Genomic DNA, 17542 nt, shown 5'->3' with positions numbered 1-17542 from the left:
CGCATGATAGTTAAGGATTTCAAACACCAGCAATCAGCCCATTGCGAAAATGGTGTAACCCTCAGCCTGCTCAAACATTATGGCATTGAGCTGACGGAGCCCCTCATTTTTGGCATAGGCGCCGGATTGTTTTTTACGCACCTGCCTTTCGTGAAACTGAATGGTGTACCGGGTACCAGCTTCCGGATCATGCCCGGATATATTTTCAAAAAGGTTTGTAAGGAGCTGGGCGTAAAAATGAAGGTGCAGAAATTCTCTTCACCCGAAAAAGCCACCAGGGCCCTGGACGAAGCACTGGCCAATAACCACCCGGTGGGATTGCAGTCGAGTGTTTACTTTCTGCCTTATTTCCCCCCTGCCTGGCGATTCCATTTCAACGCCCATAACCTGATCGTATATGGAAAAGAAGGGGATGAGTACCTGGTCAGCGACCCGATCATGGAAACCGCCACCCGCCTGGGTGCGGCCGATCTGCAAAAAGCCAGGTTTGCAAAAGGCTTTCCCGCCCCCAATGGGAAAATGTATTACCCTGTTCAGGCATACGGAAAAGCCAACCTTCCGGCTGCCATCATCAAAGGCATGAAGAAGACCTGCTTTTTTATGCTGAGTTCGCCGCCTCCTTTATTCGGTTATCATGGCATGGTGTATCTGGGTAAGAAAATCAAAAAATATCCCGAAAAACTGGGCGGCCGAAAAGCTGCCCTCTATATCGGAAGCATCGTGCGGATGCAGGAAGAAATCGGCACCGGCGGCGGCGGATTCCGTTTCCTGTACGCTGCCTTTCTACAGGAAGCGGCTGCAATCCTACAAGATGATCGATTTCTCACCATGTCCGGGGAGATGACATCCATCGGCGACGAATGGCGAAATTTTGCCTTCTCCTGTGCCCGTGTAATGAAGGACCGCTCGGGAAGCCTTTCTTCCTATGAGGAATTGGGCAATATGATGATTGCACTCGGGGCCAGGGAAAAGGACTTTTTTACCCGCCTGAAACAAATGCTCTAAAGCGCCCCGATGTTAGAAATCAGCCATCTCCACAAAACTTACCGTAACGCGGCAGAGCCTTCCCTCAGCGGACTGAGCCTGTCCTTCGGAAAGAATATCATCGCGGGATTGCTCGGCCCCAACGGCGCAGGTAAGACCACCACTATTTCCATCATCTGCGGATTGGTGAAAGCCGATTCGGGCAGTGTAAAAGTGTTGGGCTACGACCTGGCAACAGGGTTGGAGGAAATCAAAAAACTTATTGGTGTAGTGCCGCAATCCATAGCGCTTTATCCGACCCTTACTGCGGTGGAAAACCTGGAATATATCGGAAAACTTTATGGCATTGGTTCCCGTGAACTGAAAGAAAAGATCCGCCTTTACCTCCATGCTTTCGGGCTGGAGAAAAGCGCCCATAAAGCCATCCGGCATTATTCAGGCGGTATGAAGCGCCGGGCTAATATCATCGCCTCACTACTGCACGCCCCCGAATTACTGATACTCGATGAACCCACTGCCGGTGTGGATGTGCAATCACGCAATATGATCCTGGCATTCCTGCAGGATTACCACCGGCAGGGCCATTCCATCATATATACCTCCCACCTGCTGGAAGAGGCCCAACAGCTTTGCCATGAAGTGGCCATTATTGACCACGGACAACTGGTGGTGAAAGGAAAGCCTTCCAACCTGATGACCGAAAATAGTGCTACCAGCCTTGAGCAGGTATTCCTTCACTTAACCGGCTACAGCCTGCGCGACTGATATGAGAAAAATAGCAGCCACCGTTTTGAATGAGTTCCGCCTTTTCCGGAAAGACCTGGCGGGAGTGGCACTCCTGTTCCTGATGCCGCTGGCGCTGACGATCATCATGGCACTGATACAGGACGCACCATTCCGGGAATACCAGGATATTCGTTTTGACATCCTCTGGGTGGACAATGATAAGGGCAAAATGGCCCTGCAAATGGGAGAGGGGCTGGAAGAAATCAAGCAATTCCGGCTGGTCAGGGAGCTGGATGGAAAGCCGGTAGAGGCAGGTCAGGCCCGCGCCCTGGTACAGAAAGGTGAGTATAAAATTGCCATCATTTTACCAGATGGTGTATCGGCAGAAGTGGTGAACAGCGCCAACCAGGTAGCCAATGAAATGGGACAAAGGATGGGGGCCGCCGGAAAACTGCCCCAGCGCGAAAGCCGTCCCGCCAACCTTGAAATATATTTCGATCCGGTCACCAAACAAGCTATGAAGCTCTCCCTGCTGAACGCCCTGGACAAACAGCTCACGAAGGTGCAGGCAGAGATCATCCTGGCCAGGCTGGAGGAAAAGATGAAGGGGGAGAAGGGCGACAGTGCAGGGGTGGAGCCGATCGACCTGCAGGCAAAAATGCGGGCCGTAACCATAAAGGAATTGTCCGCCGCCCCGGAAAACAAGATTAACCTGAATACCAATAGTGTGCAGCATAATGTGCCGGCCTGGGCTATTTTCGGGCTTTTCTTTATCATTATTCCCATTGCCGGCAATTCCATCCGCGAACGGGAAGACGGCAGCCTGATGCGGATCAGGATGATCCCGGGATCCTATTTTTCCATTCTTACGGGGAAGCTGTCTTTTTATGTGCTGCTGGGAACCCTGCAGTTCTTCATCATGCTGGCGGCAGGACTCCTGATATTGCCCAGGTTCGGCTTGCCATCCCTCCAGATGGGAAGTGCCCCCCTGGCATTATTGGTTACAGCTCTGGTCATTGCCATGACCGCCACCGCCTATGGGGTTTGTGTCGGTTCATTGTTCCAGACACCTAACCAGGCCCTGCCTTTCGGAGCCATCTCCATAGTGATCCTGTCGGCTGTGGGTGGGATTTGGGTACCGGTGGAAATACTTCCTGCCGGATTGCAGCAGGTGGCGAAACTATCGCCGCTTTACTGGGCCCTGGACGCCATTAACGGAATCTTTCTCCGCGGGGGTGGTCTTCAGGCCGTTTGGCCAAACCTGATCGTATTGTTTGGCTTTGGTGCTGTTTTTATTGCAATTGCTGGCTGGACGGAAACAGCCAGAAAAAAATAGTTGACTCATTCACCCGTTGCCCCATTGACTTTTTCACATTATTTTCCTACCTTTGCCGTCCGTTTTAATATATTCGGCTAGCTATCTAAGGAGGTTATAAAATGGCCATTTATTTGTAACTTCCTAAAATTCAGTGCACTGGGTACTTTAAATACCCAACGGAATGTATCCTGTCGACGATTATTATAAGACTTTAAAACCGGTTTAAAATACATATGTCTTCAACTAAACAGAACACCAGGATCAACTTTGGTAAGATCAAACACCTCGCTGAAGCTCCTGACCTGCTGGAAGTGCAGATTCAATCGTTTAAAGACTTCTTCCAATTAGAAACCACTCCCGACAAGCGTAACAACGAAGGCCTGTTCAAGGTGTTTAAGGAAAATTTCCCGATCACCGACACCAGGAATATTTTCGTGCTGGAGTTTCTCGATTACTTTATCGATCCTCCCCGTTACACCATCGATGAGTGTATGGAGCGCGGACTAACCTACGCTGTTCCCCTGAAGGCCAAACTGCGCCTGAGTTGTAATGACGAAGAGCATGTTGACTTCCAGACAATCGTACAGGATGTGTTCCTAGGAAACATTCCGTACATGACTCCCCGCGGCACTTTCGTGATCAACGGTGCTGAGCGTGTGGTGGTATCCCAGTTGCACCGTTCACCCGGTGTATTCTTTGGCCAGTCCATCCACCCCAACGGTACCAAAATCTATTCTGCCCGTGTGATTCCTTTCAAGGGTGCATGGATGGAATTTGCTACCGACATCAACAACGTAATGTATGCCTATATCGACCGTAAGAAGAAGTTCCCGGTAACTACCCTTCTGCGTTCTATCGGCTTTGAAACAGATAAGGACATCCTGGAACTTTTCGGCATGGCCGACGAGGTGAAAGGAGAGAAAAAAGCCCTGGATAAATACCTTGGCAAGAAACTCGCTGCCCGCGTACTCCGTACATGGGTGGAAGATTTCGTGGATGAAGATACCGGTGAAGTGGTATCCATTGAGCGTAATGAAGTCGTGCTGGAGCGTGACACCATCCTCGACGAAGAAGCGATCGAAATGATCGTTGACATGGATGTGAAGAGTGTATTCCTGCAGCGCGAAGACGTAGGTGGTGATTATGCCATCATCTACAATACCCTGAATAAGGATACTTCGAACAGCGAACTGGAAGCCGTTCAGCACATCTACCGCCAACTGCGTGGTGCTGACGCGCCCGATGATGAAACCGCCCGTGGTATCATCGACAAGCTGTTCTTCTCCGATAAGCGTTACGACCTTGGTGAAGTAGGCCGTTACAAGATCAACCGAAAACTGAATCTCAATTATCCCCTTGACCACAAAGTGTTGACCAAGGAAGATATCATTGAGATCATTAAATACCTGGTTCGCCTCACCAACGCCAAGGCTGAGATCGATGACATCGATCACCTGAGCAACCGTCGTGTGCGTACTGTAGGTGAACAATTGTATGCCCAGTTTGGCGTGGGTCTGGCCCGTATGGCCCGTACCATCCGTGAGCGTATGAATGTTCGTGATAACGAAGTATTTACGCCGGTTGACCTGATCAATGCGCGTACACTGTCTTCCGTTATTAACTCCTTCTTCGGAACCTCGCAGTTGTCGCAGTTCCTCGACCAGACCAACCCCCTGTCAGAGATCACGCACAAGCGTCGTATCTCCGCACTCGGACCAGGTGGTCTGAGCCGTGAGCGTGCGGGCTTCGAAGTTCGTGACGTACACTACTCCCACTACGGTCGTCTGTGTACTATTGAAACACCGGAAGGTCCGAACATCGGTCTGATCTCCACTCTTTGCGTTCACGCGAAGATCAACGAGATGGGCTTTATTGAAACGCCTTACCGTAAGGTGGACAATGGTAAAGTGAACATGAAGGAATTGACCTTCCTGAGCGCTGAAGAAGAAGATACCGCAAAAATTGCCCAGGCGAATACACCGCTTTCCGAAAAAGGCGAGTTTGTGGAGGATAAGATTGTAAGCCGCGAAACCGGAGACTTCCCGATCCTCGAAAAGACGGAAGTTGAATATATGGACGTTGCGCCTAACCAGATCGTGGGACTGTCTGCATCACTGATTCCGTTCCTGGAGCATGATGATGCCAACCGTGCCCTGATGGGATCGAACATGCAACGCCAGGCCGTTCCCCTGATCAAACCCCAGGTGCCTTTCGTTGGTACCGGTCTGGAAGCGAAAGCTGCCCGTGACTCCAGGGTTCAGATTCTTTCTGAAGGAAATGGTGTGGTTGAATTTGTGGATGGTAACGAAATTCATATCCGTTACGACCGCAACGACGAACAGCGCCTGGTAAGCTTTGAAGAAGACCTGGTAATTTACAAACTGACCAAGTACCAGAAAACCAACCAGGAAACTTCCATCACCCTGAAGCCTGCCGTTAAGAAGGGCCAGGCGGTGAAAGAAGGTGATTTCCTGACTGAGGGGTATGCGGTACAGGGTGGTGAAATTGCACTCGGACGCAACCTGAAAGTGGCCTTCATGCCATGGAAGGGTTATAACTTCGAGGATGCCATTGTAATCAACGAGAAAGTGGTGCGTGAAGACCTCTTCACATCCATCCACATCTCTGAATATGAACTGGAAGTACGAGACACCAAACTGGGTGAAGAAGAACTGACTCCGGATATCCCTAACGTTTCTGAAGAAGCAACGAAGGACCTCGATGAGAATGGTATCATCCGCATCGGTGCCCACGTGAAGGAAGGTGATATCCTGATCGGTAAGATCACTCCAAAAGGTGAAAGCGATCCGACTCCGGAAGAAAAACTGCTGCGCGCCATCTTCGGCGACAAGGCAGGTGATGCGAAAGATGCTTCCCTGAAAGCACCAAACGGTGTGGAAGGTGTGGTGATCGATAAGAAACTGTTCCAGCGCGCCAAGAAAGATAAGAACGCAAAGGTTCGTGAAAAAGCAGCCCTTGAAAAAATAGAGAAGGTCCACGAGAAAAACGTAACTGACCTGATGGAAGTATTGCTGAGCAAACTCCAGACGCTGCTGAAAGAAAAACCCTCTGCAGGTGTAAGCAACAATTTCGGTGAAATGCAGATCGGTAAAGGTGCGAAGTTTACCGCTAAAAACCTTGCTGGTCTTGACTTCCTGAACATCAACCCGCTGGGCTGGACAGGCGACGAAAAGATTGACGGGCAGATTAACATCCTGCTGCACAACTACAGCATCAAGTACAACGAAGAACTCGGTCGTTACAAGCGCGAGAAGTTCAATATCTCTATTGGTGATGAACTGCCTGCCGGTGTATTGAAACTGGCGAAGGTTTACCTGGCTGTAAAGCGTAAGCTGAAAGTGGGTGATAAGATGGCGGGTCGTCACGGTAACAAGGGTATTGTAGCCAAGATCGTTCGTGCGGAAGACATGCCTTTCCTCGAGAATGGTGAACCGGTGGATATCGTGTTGAACCCCCTGGGTGTACCCAGCCGTATGAACCTCGGCCAGATCTATGAAACCGTACTCGGATGGTGTGGTGAGCAACTGGGTGTGAAATTTGCAACTCCGATCTTCGATGGCGCATCCACCGATGAAATTGAGCAGTATTGTACCCAGGCCGGCATTCCGATGATGGGTCACACGCACCTCTATGATGGTGAAACCGGTGATCGTTTCCACCAGAAGGCTACAGTTGGTATCATCTACATGATCAAACTGCACCACATGGTTGATGACAAAATGCACGCGCGTTCTATCGGACCATACTCACTCATCACACAGCAGCCGCTGGGTGGTAAGGCCCAGTTCGGTGGTCAGCGTTTCGGTGAAATGGAAGTGTGGGCCCTGGAAGCATATGGTGCATCCAACATCCTGCAGGAATTGCTCACCATTAAGTCAGATGATATCATCGGTCGTGCAAAGACTTATGAAGCCATCGTTAAGGGCGACAATATTCCAAGAGCCGGTGTACCGGAATCTTTCAACGTGTTGATCCACGAATTGAGAGGTCTCGGTCTCGACCTGAAATTTGATTAATTTTTTACCCGTCTGACGTACGTCAGACGCGCGCCAGACGCATAAAAAAAAGCCACCTGTTTGGGTGGCTTTTTTTTATGCGTCTGCAGAAGAGGTATTAAGGGGGAGAAGTAGGTTCTGCCCACTGCCAGGCGAAGTGCAATTTTTCTCAGCACTTTCTTAATTAGCAAAACCCGACAAAATGAGCCATCATTGGGCTTCCGACCGTTGGATCAGGCTATTCCGCGTCTGACGCGCGTCTGACGTACGTCAGACGCGCGTCAGACGCGGATATAACCGCATTGAATATTTGTTGCCTGACGGAGTTCAGGTTGTAGTATTCCCCTTTGGCGGAAAGGCCTGTATGCTGGCGGTTTACGAGCAATACCACAGATGTTTTATATTTCGGGACAACTGCAATACTTGTTCCTGTAAAACCTGTATGTCCGAATGTGCCTTCGGGGCCGTTCTTCATGAACGAATTCACCGGGTCCATCATCCAGCCCAGACCATTTTTGAATTTATCCATGGTGAGAAATGCCTCGACGGTTTTAGCCGAGATAAACTTTTTTCCCTGGTGCATTCCCTTGTTCAGCAACATATCAACCAGGCGCTGGATATCATCAATGGTTGAGAACAGTCCGGCTGCTCCGGATACACCCCCATTGGCATACCAGGCATTTCCATCATTGGCTTCCCCTTTCAGAATATAATCGCGCCAGCCGTTCCAGGAAGCGGGATCAATTTCTTTTACAGTGAAACCGAGAGACGAATCATACACCATCCTCTTTTCATATGGATTGCCAAAAGACGTGGCGGCAATTTTTGTAAAGCGACCGGTTTTTAGGGGGTTGAAGGTGGTGTGCTTCATGCCCAGCGGCTCAAAGATTTTTTCCTGCATAAATTGTTCCAGCGACTGACCAGAGACCACTTCAATGATCTGGCCAAGTATGGTAAATCCAAGATCACTGTACCTGCGTTCGGAACCTGTTGGAAATATTAAAGGTAATTCGCCAATCAGGAAAAAGGTTTGCTGTTTATTTGAAGAACGGTAGTACATAGGATACCATTCATATATACCGGACGTATGGGTTAACAAATGCCGGATGGTAATGGCTTTTTTTTCCGGGCTTTCAAAGGCTTTGATGTATTTACCCACCGGGTCATCCACAGAAAGCATTTTCCTATCCGCCAGGTACATAATGGATGTGGTTGTTCCAACGACCTTGGTAAGTGAAGCAATATCATACAAATGGTCAATACTTGTCTTTTCAGGTGAAGACAGTTTGTTGTTGTTGCGATCGTACAGTACAGCATTTCCAAAAGCCTGTTTGTAAATGACCTTGTTGTCTCTTTTCACCAGGATCACGGCACCGGGAATCAGGTTATTGCTTACCTGGCTGTTCAGAATGCTGTCAATGCTTTGAATAAGTTCTGTCTTCAGGGCCCTGTTGCCTGATTTTTGTGCAATTACCGGCTGCATGGCAACTGCTAAGAAACTATACAATAAAAGGAAGTATCTCATATAGATTATTTTATCCTGGATTATAGCCATTGATTGGCCCGACTGTTTTCCGTAGTAATAATTCTGTGTATCCGTCCTTTATAAAATTCTCCAGTTCACCCACCTGTTTAAAGCCGAATTCCAGGTACAGTTTCAGGGCTCCTTTATTAAAGGATGATACACAGATAAAAATATTAGGAGATATTTTTAAAATTCTGGCTTCGCAAAACTGCAATAAAGTGGAGCCCAGTCCCCTTCCCCTGAATCTTTGATCTATACAAAGGGTTTGAATATATCCTCTGAATGATCCGCAGACCTGCAATATTACAAATCCGGCAATCTCCTCGTCCATTTGCAGGATATATAATTCCTTACATGGCCCTTCCAGTGCAGAAAGGCATTGTTCATAGGAGATACCCAGTGTTATCCAGGGATCAGTTGATGCCATCATGCGGGCACAAACTTCCATATGTTTCCGATCAGTTGTAAGGCGGATATTATTGTCCGGTTGCGTACTCATTGTTCTTCTTTTGAATAATGGTGAGGAATAAAATCGTCAGCGCTGCGTTCACGAGGATATTCATAAAACCAAAATCAAACCTGAATGCCTTTATGAAGTAAATATTCAGCAGGTAGGTCAGCAAGGCTGCGGCAAGGCACGCAATCGGTACCCATTTCTCCGTTAGTTTCATTTTGGTGAACAACCCGGTGATGTAAAGTCCCAGCAGCGGGCCGTATGTATAACCGGCAATTTTGAAAATGGTATTGATGATGGCTCCCTGGCTGTTCCAGAACAGCATAACGATCAGGAACATTACAAGGTTAACACCCAATAATACGCCGTTCTTAATTTTTGTTTTTGCCTCATGGGATTGGTTTTCGAAGTCCAGGAAATCGTAACTGAAAGATGTTGTAAGTGCGGCAATACAGGAATCTATGCTTGCAAAGGTGGAAGCAATGACACCTATGAAAAAGGCGATGGCACCGATCTGGCCAAAATAGTTCAATGTTAAGAGCGGGTAGAGTTCATCTGTATTCTGAAACTCGCCGTTCAGGGAAACGAGGCTGATTCCTTTTTGTTCAGCGAAAAGATACATCAATATGCCAAGGCCAAGGAAAAGTGTCTGGGCGAAAGCAATAAAGAAGCTGAAGGTCAGGACATTCTTTTTTGCATCCTTCACATTTTTGACGGTTAGTGTTTTTTGCATCATACTCTGGTCAAGTCCAACCAGTGCAATTGTGATCAGCATGCCTGAGATGAATTGCTTAAAGAAATTGGAACCGGAATGAGCATCCCAGTTAAACAGTCTGGCATAAGGATGGTGCACAATGGATTTAACCATGCCGCCGGTGGTAAGTCCGAGTGAATTTTTGATGGTAATAATTGAAATAATGATTACTGTAATTAGGAATAATGATTGCAGAGCATCTGTCCATACAATTGTTTTGATACCTGATTTATTGGTATACAACCAGATCAGGAGCAGTACAATTATAATGGTTAAGTAGTAGGGAATATGAAGCTTGTCGAAGAAGGCAGCCTGTAGTATTTTAATGGAAAGCAATAGCCTGAGTGCCGCCCCGAATGATTGTGATACCATGAAAAAAAGCGAACCGGTCTTATAGGAAGTGTTCCCGAAGCGGTGCTTCAGATAGGTATAAATGGAAACCAGTTTAAGGTTGTAATAGAGAGGTGTAAGTACAAAAACGATGAAGAGATATCCTGCAATAGTGCCTAGTATGAATTGAAAATAATAGAGGTTATTATTACCAACATTTCCCGGGATCGATACCAGAGAAACGGCAGAAATGCCCGAACCAATCATGCCAAAAGCAACCAGGAACCAGGGTGATTGACGGTCTCCGTCAAAAAAAGTATTGTCGTGCGAATGCCTTGATGTGAACCTTGAAATGAGCATCAGGATCGAAAAGTAGCCAAGGATGATTAAGAAAATCAGGGTAGGGCTCATGCTGGCGGAATTATATGGTAGCAAATTTTTTCAATGTACGCACTAATCAGAATTCCGGCTAAAAATTTTGATATTATGGAAAAGTATATGTTGCTGTTTTAAGTTGATTTGCTAAATTCAAAATATGAAATCAAGTAAATTCCTGGTCGGACTACTATTGTTTTCCATGGCTGCCAATGCCCAGACCAAAAGACCGCTTTCTCCTTCAGATATTTATCGTTTGCAACACCCATCCTCGCCCCAAGTTTCACCTGACGGCAACTGGGTTTTATATGAATTGCGATCCCCCGACAGTACAAAAGACAGGTTCACGAAGGATCTGTGGATGACAAGCTGGGATGGAAAGGAACAGGTTCAGCTAACCTATGAGCCATCGGGTGAATCCAATGCCAGATGGAGTCCTGATGGAAAATATATATCGTTTACTGCTAAACGGGGCGAAGACAAATACAGCCAGATTTACCTCTTGAATACAAAAGGTGGAGAGGCAAAAAAGCTCACCAATATAAAAGGTGGAATCGGTGATTACGAATGGTCTCCTTCCGGTGATAGAATTGTAATGACCATTTCCGATCCCGATTATGCAGACTCTGCCAGCACGAAAATCAGGAAGCCCTATGTGATCAGCAGGTATCACTTCAAGCAGGATTACCAGGGCTACCTTGATAGTACCGCCACACATCTGTACATTTTTGATCTGGCCACCAAAAAACTGGACACGCTCACCAAAGGTATTTATAGTGAAACCCAGCCGGCTTTTTCTCCTGACGGAAAAAGAATTGCCTTCACCAGCAATCGTACAGCAGTACCGGATAATAATGAGAATACAGATATTTATGTGATGGACGCCAAACCCGGGGCAGCAGCGGTGAAACTGACTACCTGGTCCGGGGAGGACTTCCGCCCGGTATGGAGCCCTGACGGGCAAACCATTGCTTACCTGCAAAGCAGCAGCGATGAGCCTTTCACCATGTACGGACATCCGCTGCTGGCGGTAATCCCTTCAAGTGGCGGCGATAAAAAAATTCTGTCTGCTGCCCTTGACCGTCCGCTAAGGAATATTCACTGGTCTAAAGATGGCAGGACTATCGTTGGCCTGATGGAAGATGACCGCCAGGTGCAATTGGTCAGCTTCGATGCGGTTACAGGCATGAATGCCCGTTTAACAAGCGGTGACCACAGTTTTTACGACCTGGAACCAAATACAGCGAAGAACAGCTGGATCACCGTGATGAGTACTGCTCACCAGCCGGCGGAAATATTTGCAGTTGAAGGTGGTGAACCGAGAAGGCTCACACAGATTCAGGACTCCTTCCTGGCACCGCTGGTATTGCCGAAGGTGGAAGGATTCAAATCGAAGAGCAAAGACGGAACCATTGTGTCCGGAATCCTGTATACTCCGCATGATGCGGTGGCAGGGAAAAAACTGCCCCTGATGATCTTCATTCACGGAGGTCCTGTGGCACAGGATGAATTTGATTTTGATATGACACGCATGGTCTATGCTTCCGCTGGATATGCTGTTGCTGCCGTGAATTACCGCGGAAGCAGCGGGCGGGGTATTTCGTATATCCGTGCCATTTATGGCGACTGGGGCAACAGGGAGGTGATGGATATTATTGGCGTAGCCAACCATCTGGTAGCAGCCGGCATCGTTGATGAAAACAGGATGGGACTGGCTGGATGGAGCTACGGAGGCATTAGCACCAATTATACCATAGCAACGGACAGCCGCTTTAAAGCTGCCGTAAGCGGTGCCGGAAGTTCCCTGCAGTTAAGCATGTATGGCAGTGACCAGTATATCACCCAATATGAAAAAGAATTAGGAGTGCCCTGGAAAAACAAGGATAAATGGCTGGCGCTTTCTTATCCCTTTTTCAAAGCCGATAAAATTAAAACGCCCACATTGTTCATGGCCAGCCAGAGTGATTTTAACGTACCTGTGATTGGTGCAGAACAGATGTACCAGGCTTTTAAGTCGCTGAATATACCAACCGGACTGATCATCTATCCTAATCAAAATCATGGCATATCTGTTCCCAGTTACCTGAAGGACAGGTTCCAGCGTCATATCTACTGGTTTGATAAATATCTGAAATAACCAGGCCGTAAATCAGCGGGAAAGCAGGTACTCTTTAAGGGCAGCATAATTGTTGCTGACAGGGGTAGCTGCTTTTTCTTTTTGCATGCTTTCCGCAATACTTTCCGGTACCGGGATGGTTTGTCCGATTACTGGTTCCACCACATCCAGGAACTTGATGGGGTGAGCAGTTTCCAACACTATACCTTTTTCGTCAGGATGGCCTGAAATCCAGTCGTGCAAAGCATCATAGCCGACAGCTCCATGCGGGTCGAGCAGGTAACTGTGCTGGTTAAAAACATCGGAAATCAATTTTTTCGTTTGTTCATCACTGGTAGTGTGACTGGAGAAGATCGCTTTCAGTTCAGTGGACTGGTTCTGGAATATTTCAAGGATCCGGACAAAATTGCTGGGGTTGCCAACATCCATGGCATTGGAGATGGTGGCAACCGCTTTTTGGGGTTCGTATTTTCCGGTTTCCATGAATTTGGGAACAACATCATTGGCGTTACAGGCGGCGATGAAATGCTTCACCGGCAAACCCGCTTTCCAGGCCATGATCCCTGCACAGATGTTTCCGAAATTTCCGCTGGGAACACTTATTACCGGTGGCTCTGATTCCGTCCATTGCTGCAGGGCAAAGAAATAGTAAAACTGTTGTGGCAACCAGCGGGCAACATTGATAGAATTGGCCGAAGTGAGAAATATTTTTTCAGTCAGTGCCCTGTCGGAAAATGCCTGTTTTACCATTTGCTGGCAGTCGTCAAAATTTCCATTTACTTCCAGCGCATGGATATTACCACCGAAAGTGGTGAGTTGTTTTTCCTGTACTGAGCTCACTTTTCCAGAAGGGTATAGGATCACCACGTCTACTCCTTCCACGTTGTGAAAACCGCTGGCAACGGCTCCTCCCGTATCGCCGGAAGTGGCTACCAATACGGTAACCTTTTCACTACGCTCCCTGGCAAAATATCCCAGGCAGCGGCTCATGAACCTGGCACCGATATCCTTGAAGGCGAGGGTAGGTCCGTGAAACAATTCCAGGGAATAGTAATTGTCGTGGATTTTTTTCAAAGGGATAGGGAAATCAATGGTTTCCGCCACGATCTTCCAGAGGATATCTTCCGGTATGGTATTGCCTGTAAACGGCCTGATCACCTGGAAGGCAATTTCTTCCCTGGAAATATTTTTCAGATTACCGATCCAGTCTCTGCCTTTTTGGGGGATGTTTTCGGGAAAATATAAACCACCATCCGGAGCCTGCCCCTGAATGGTAGCGTTTCTGAAATCGGTTATAGGTGACTGGTGGTTAAGACTGTAATAATTCATGGTGAATGGGGCAATGGGTGAATGAGGCAATGGGTTAATGGGTGAATAAGTCAATGGGTGAATGAATCAGAAATTAACTCAGGTCAAATTCCTTATCGTAGCACCTTCATTGTTTAATGTGGTTACGTAGATTTTTGAATCTATGCCTAGGGAATCGTACACATCTTTCATGATAACTGAAATGTTTTGTGCTGTTGCCGCTTCCCTGCTCAGCATGAAAATGGATGGTCCGGAGCCACTGATTCCACCCCCAAGTGCGCCTGCTTCCCTGCTCGCTTTTTTCACTTCGTCAAAACCGGGAATCAGGATGCTTCGAACGGGTTCAATTATGACATCTTCCAGCGACCTGCCGATCAGGTCATAGTCCTTTTGCAGGAAACCTGCAACCAGTCCGGCGATATTGCCCCATTGACGAATAGCGTCTTTCAGCAGGACTTCCTTTCTCAGGATCTGCCTGGCATCCGAAGTCCTGACCTCAATCTGTGGGTGTACCACGGTCACATACATGGGAGGAGCGGAGAGTTGTATAATATCCAGGGGAAAGATAGAGCGGATCAATGTGATGCCACCCATAATGCAGGGTGCTATATTATCGGCATGCTTCACACCGCTGGCCACTTTCTCGCCGGCCATGGCGAAGCGTACCAGGTCCTTCTGGCTGAAACGATTGCCCAGCAGTTGATTGGCTGCCACTACGGCACCGGCAGAACTGGCAGCGCTGGAGCCCAGTCCGCTGCCGGGTTTGATGAGTTTTGTAATGGTAAGGTCAAATCCCACCGATTCTTCCACTCCCTGCATAAGATCCAGCAATGCGGCACCTGCCACATTTTGGGCGGGATCTGTTGGAAGATCATAGCCATCTGCATGGCTGATTCGAATGCCAGGTTGATCTGACACCGACATTTCTATGAGGTCTTGCGGATCCTTCAGGGCCATGCCGAGAATATCAAACCCGCATACCAGGTTGGCTACTGTTGCCGGGCATTCAACAGTTATTTTCCGGCCATATAGAATAGATGATTGTTCAGGTTGGTTCATGTCGGGTACTGGTTTTAATTGAGGGTTGCACGTAAAATATCTGCAAATACACCTGACGCAGTTACATCGGCACCTGCCCCTGCACCCTTGATCACCAATGGTTGTTCGGGGTAACGTTCGGTATAAAACAAAATAATATTATCCTTTCCATATAAATGATACAGATCGTGGCCAGGTGCTATCTGTCTCAGCCCCACTGCCGCCCTACCGTTATTAAAGCTCGCTACGAATTTCAGCTTATTGCCATTGGCAGCGGCTTCGTCATAGATGGCTTTAAAATGGGCTTCCTGGTTCAGCATCTCCCTATAAAAATCATCTACAGTTCCCTTCATGCATGACTCAGGCAGGAAACTGTTATTGGAGATGGCTTCCATTTCAATTGTTTCCCCTGCTTCGCGGGCAAGTATCATGATCTTGCGCATCACATCAGTACCACTCAGGTCGAGGCGGGGATCAGGTTCGGTGTATCCTTCGTCCTGCGCCTGCCGCACAACTTCCGCAAATGGCCTGCTGCCATCGTAGTTGTTGAAAACAAAGTTTAGGGTTCCGCTAAGCACGGCTTCAATACGGTGAACCTGGTCGCCGCTTTTTAACAGGTCATTCAATGTGCCTATGATGGGCAAACCTGCACCAACATTGGTTTCAAACAGGAAGGATGTATTGAATGCGTGGGCTTTGTCTTTCAACTCACGGTAATATACATACGGAGATGAACAGGCGATCTTATTACAGGCAACAACAGCAATACTTTTTTCCAGCAGTTTGGGATATATCCTGGCAACAATTTCGCTTGCAGTGATGTCAACAAAAACAGTGTTTCGCAGATTACGCTGGATAATACCATCGGTAAATGAAGCAATGTCTCCATCAGAACCATTTTCCAGCTCGGTTTTCCAGTTTTGCAGATCCAAACCTTCCTCACTGATCACATATTTTTTACTGTTTGCAAGCCCTACAACGCGAAGTTGCAGCTTGTTATGTTGCAGCAGGTATTGCTGTTGCTGGGCCAGTTGTTGCAGGAGCCTGCTGCCGACATTTCCAACGCCGGTGATGAATAGGTTGACCTGTTTATTGGTGGTTTCAAAAAACTCTTCATGCAGCAGGTTGATGGCCTTCCTTACATCACGGGTTGATATGACAGCGGAAATGTTTCTCTCTGATGAACCCTGCGCGATGGCCCTTACATTCACGCCATTTCTCCCCAGGGCGCCGAACATTTTTCCGCTGATTCCGGGATGGCTTTTCATCTGCTCTCCCACCAGTGCAACAATGGAAAGGTCTTTTTCAACGATCAGCGGATCCACTTTCTGCAAAGTAATCTCTGGCTCGAAAGCCGCGTCCACGGCCTGTTTTGCTTTTTCTGCACTGAGCACATCCACACCCACGCAAATTGAATGTTCAGAAGATCCCTGCGTAATCAGGATTACATTTATCTGCTGCGATGAAAGGGCTTCGAACAATCTTCTTGAAAATCCGGGAACTCCGATCATGCCGCTGCCTTCCAGGCTCAGCAGTGCCAGGTTGTTGATGCTTGAAATCCCACGAACAGGATTGCCATTTCGGAATCCATCCAGTTCAATAACAGTGCCCGGGTCCGCTGGAGCAAATGTATTTTTGATCCAGACCGGGATGTGTTTGTTCATGACCGGCTGAATGGTTGGCGGGTAGATCACCTTTGCGCCAAAATGGGATAATTCCATCGCTTCCTGGTAGGAGATGGAAGGAATGACTTTAGCATTGGGCACCCATCGCGGGTCAGCAGTCATCATACCACTGACGTCTGTCCATATTTCCAGTTTGCTGGCATCCAGCGCGGCTGCTGCGATGGCTGCAGTATAGTCAGAACCGCCTCGTCCAAGTGTTGTGGTGGTGCCTGCTGCATCCGATGCCACAAAGCCCGGCATTAGCACCAGTGAGGTAGACAGTTCTTTCCGGGCGGCAGAGAATTGTTCACCGGTTTTAGGGAAGTCAACCACAGCATTTCCGAATTCAGAATTGGTGCGGATAAGCTTTCTGCTGTCCCACCAGGTAGATTTAACACCACGGGCCTGGAATGCAGCATTTATGATTTGTGATGAGATCAGTTCGCCATAACTCACCAGTTTATCCTTTGTGCGTGCTGTTGTTTCGCCCAGCAAAAATATTCCGTTGCAGAGGTCTTCCACTTCATTGCAGAGTTTTTTCACTGCGCTCAGAAGGCTGCTCTGCTGCTGCACGGGGATTAGCTGTTTTACAGCATTCAGGTGCCGGTTAGTGATGTTGTTTACCTGTTCTTTATAGAGTTCGTTTCCTCCGGCGGCAAGTGCCCCGCACTGCAGCAATGCATCTGTTGTGCCACCAAAAGCTGAAACTATCGTAATGACCGGCTCCTGTTTTATTTTTTCTGCGACTATTTCAATGACCTGCAAAATGGCTTCGGGACTACCAACTGATGTACCGCCGAATTTTATTACCTGCATATAAATATTCTGGAATGTTGAAAAATAATTGAAAATGAAATGATTGAACTTCTGGAAACAGCCTGAAGGCCCAATGGATAATATGGAAATGAACAACCCTTAACGGGTTGTAATAGTG

At 47.8% G+C, this 17542-nt stretch carries 11 protein-coding genes; 5 read left to right on the top strand and 6 right to left on the bottom strand.

Going from position 1 to position 17542, the window contains the following annotated elements; genetic code table 11:
• Positions 1–3: 3 nt before the first annotated feature.
• The 4 genes from darH (at position 4) to rpoB (ending at position 7065) form a co-directional block, all read left to right on the top strand.
• The gene (gene darH / locus BC349_RS04260; RefSeq protein WP_222840063.1) at positions 4–1005 is read left to right on the top strand and encodes a BtrH-related acyltransferase DarH; all 1002 of its coding nucleotides are present in this window, start codon (positions 4–6) and stop codon (positions 1003–1005) included.
• Between the two features lie 9 nt (positions 1006–1014).
• On the top strand, positions 1015–1749 hold the full coding sequence (locus tag BC349_RS04255; RefSeq protein WP_187255492.1) for an ABC transporter ATP-binding protein: 735 nt from the start codon (positions 1015–1017) through the stop codon (positions 1747–1749).
• Position 1750: 1 nt separating this feature from the next.
• The gene (locus BC349_RS04250; RefSeq protein ID WP_187255491.1) at positions 1751–3046 is read left to right on the top strand and encodes an ABC transporter permease; all 1296 of its coding nucleotides are present in this window, start codon (positions 1751–1753) and stop codon (positions 3044–3046) included.
• Positions 3047–3261: 215 nt separating this feature from the next.
• Positions 3262–7065 carry a DNA-directed RNA polymerase subunit beta gene (gene rpoB / locus BC349_RS04245; RefSeq protein ID WP_187255490.1) on the top strand — a complete coding sequence of 1268 codons (3804 nt, stop codon included), beginning with the start codon at positions 3262–3264 and terminating at the stop codon, positions 7063–7065.
• Positions 7066–7282: 217 nt separating this feature from the next.
• Here rpoB and BC349_RS04240 read toward each other — a convergent pair whose 3' ends face one another.
• From BC349_RS04240 to BC349_RS04230, 3 genes are read right to left on the bottom strand one after another with little or no spacing between them, the layout of a single operon-like run.
• Positions 7283–8569 carry a serine hydrolase domain-containing protein gene (locus tag BC349_RS04240; RefSeq protein ID WP_187255489.1) on the bottom strand — a complete coding sequence of 429 codons (1287 nt, stop codon included), beginning with the start codon at positions 8567–8569 and terminating at the stop codon, positions 7283–7285.
• Between the two features lie 10 nt (positions 8570–8579).
• Complete coding sequence (locus BC349_RS04235; protein ID WP_187255488.1) at positions 8580–9068, bottom strand: GNAT family N-acetyltransferase; 489 nt, start codon at positions 9066–9068, stop codon at positions 8580–8582.
• Entirely contained in the window at positions 9046–10518 is a 1473-nt protein-coding gene (locus BC349_RS04230; protein WP_187255487.1) for a sodium:solute symporter, read from the bottom strand. The genes BC349_RS04235 and BC349_RS04230 overlap by 23 nt, the downstream gene beginning before the upstream one ends.
• 124 nt (positions 10519–10642) lie before the next feature.
• On the opposite strand from BC349_RS04230, the gene BC349_RS04225 reads away from it, so the two are divergent.
• Complete coding sequence (locus BC349_RS04225) at positions 10643–12619, top strand: S9 family peptidase (RefSeq protein ID WP_187255486.1); 1977 nt, start codon at positions 10643–10645, stop codon at positions 12617–12619.
• Positions 12620–12631: 12 nt separating this feature from the next.
• Here BC349_RS04225 and thrC read toward each other — a convergent pair whose 3' ends face one another.
• The 3 genes from thrC to thrA form a co-directional block, all read right to left on the bottom strand.
• A complete protein-coding gene (thrC, locus tag BC349_RS04220) occupies positions 12632–13927 on the bottom strand; it encodes a threonine synthase (protein ID WP_187255485.1) in 1296 nt (431 codons plus the stop codon).
• Positions 13928–14005: 78 nt separating this feature from the next.
• Positions 14006–14965 (bottom strand): homoserine kinase, encoded by a 960-nt coding sequence (locus tag BC349_RS04215; protein ID WP_187255484.1) that lies wholly within the window; start codon positions 14963–14965, stop codon positions 14006–14008.
• Positions 14966–14979: 14 nt separating this feature from the next.
• Positions 14980–17424 carry a bifunctional aspartate kinase/homoserine dehydrogenase I gene (thrA, locus tag BC349_RS04210; RefSeq protein WP_187255483.1) on the bottom strand — a complete coding sequence of 815 codons (2445 nt, stop codon included), beginning with the start codon at positions 17422–17424 and terminating at the stop codon, positions 14980–14982.
• Positions 17425–17542 lie beyond the last annotated feature (118 nt).

The organism is Flavihumibacter stibioxidans (assembly GCF_014332695.1).
Lineage (GTDB): Bacteria > Bacteroidota > Bacteroidia > Chitinophagales > Chitinophagaceae > Flavihumibacter > Flavihumibacter stibioxidans.
Note: the sequence above shows the minus strand (reverse complement) of the source record. Positions and strands in the feature narration are given on the sequence as shown.

Coding starts and splice junctions, on each gene's coding strand:
- BC349_RS04230 (WP_187255487.1), bottom strand. CDS start 10,518: ATGAGCCCTACCCTGATTTTCTTAATCATCCTTGGCTACTTTTCGATC.
- rpoB (WP_187255490.1), top strand. CDS start 3,262: ATGTCTTCAACTAAACAGAACACCAGGATCAACTTTGGTAAGATCAAA.
- BC349_RS04225 (WP_187255486.1), top strand. CDS start 10,643: ATGAAATCAAGTAAATTCCTGGTCGGACTACTATTGTTTTCCATGGCT.
- BC349_RS04240 (WP_187255489.1), bottom strand. CDS start 8,569: ATGAGATACTTCCTTTTATTGTATAGTTTCTTAGCAGTTGCCATGCAG.
- BC349_RS04215 (WP_187255484.1), bottom strand. CDS start 14,965: ATGAACCAACCTGAACAATCATCTATTCTATATGGCCGGAAAATAACT.
- BC349_RS04250 (WP_187255491.1), top strand. CDS start 1,751: ATGAGAAAAATAGCAGCCACCGTTTTGAATGAGTTCCGCCTTTTCCGG.
- darH (WP_222840063.1), top strand. CDS start 4: ATGATAGTTAAGGATTTCAAACACCAGCAATCAGCCCATTGCGAAAAT.
- thrC (WP_187255485.1), bottom strand. CDS start 13,927: ATGAATTATTACAGTCTTAACCACCAGTCACCTATAACCGATTTCAGA.
- BC349_RS04255 (WP_187255492.1), top strand. CDS start 1,015: ATGTTAGAAATCAGCCATCTCCACAAAACTTACCGTAACGCGGCAGAG.
- thrA (WP_187255483.1), bottom strand. CDS start 17,424: ATGCAGGTAATAAAATTCGGCGGTACATCAGTTGGTAGTCCCGAAGCC.
- BC349_RS04235 (WP_187255488.1), bottom strand. CDS start 9,068: ATGAGTACGCAACCGGACAATAATATCCGCCTTACAACTGATCGGAAA.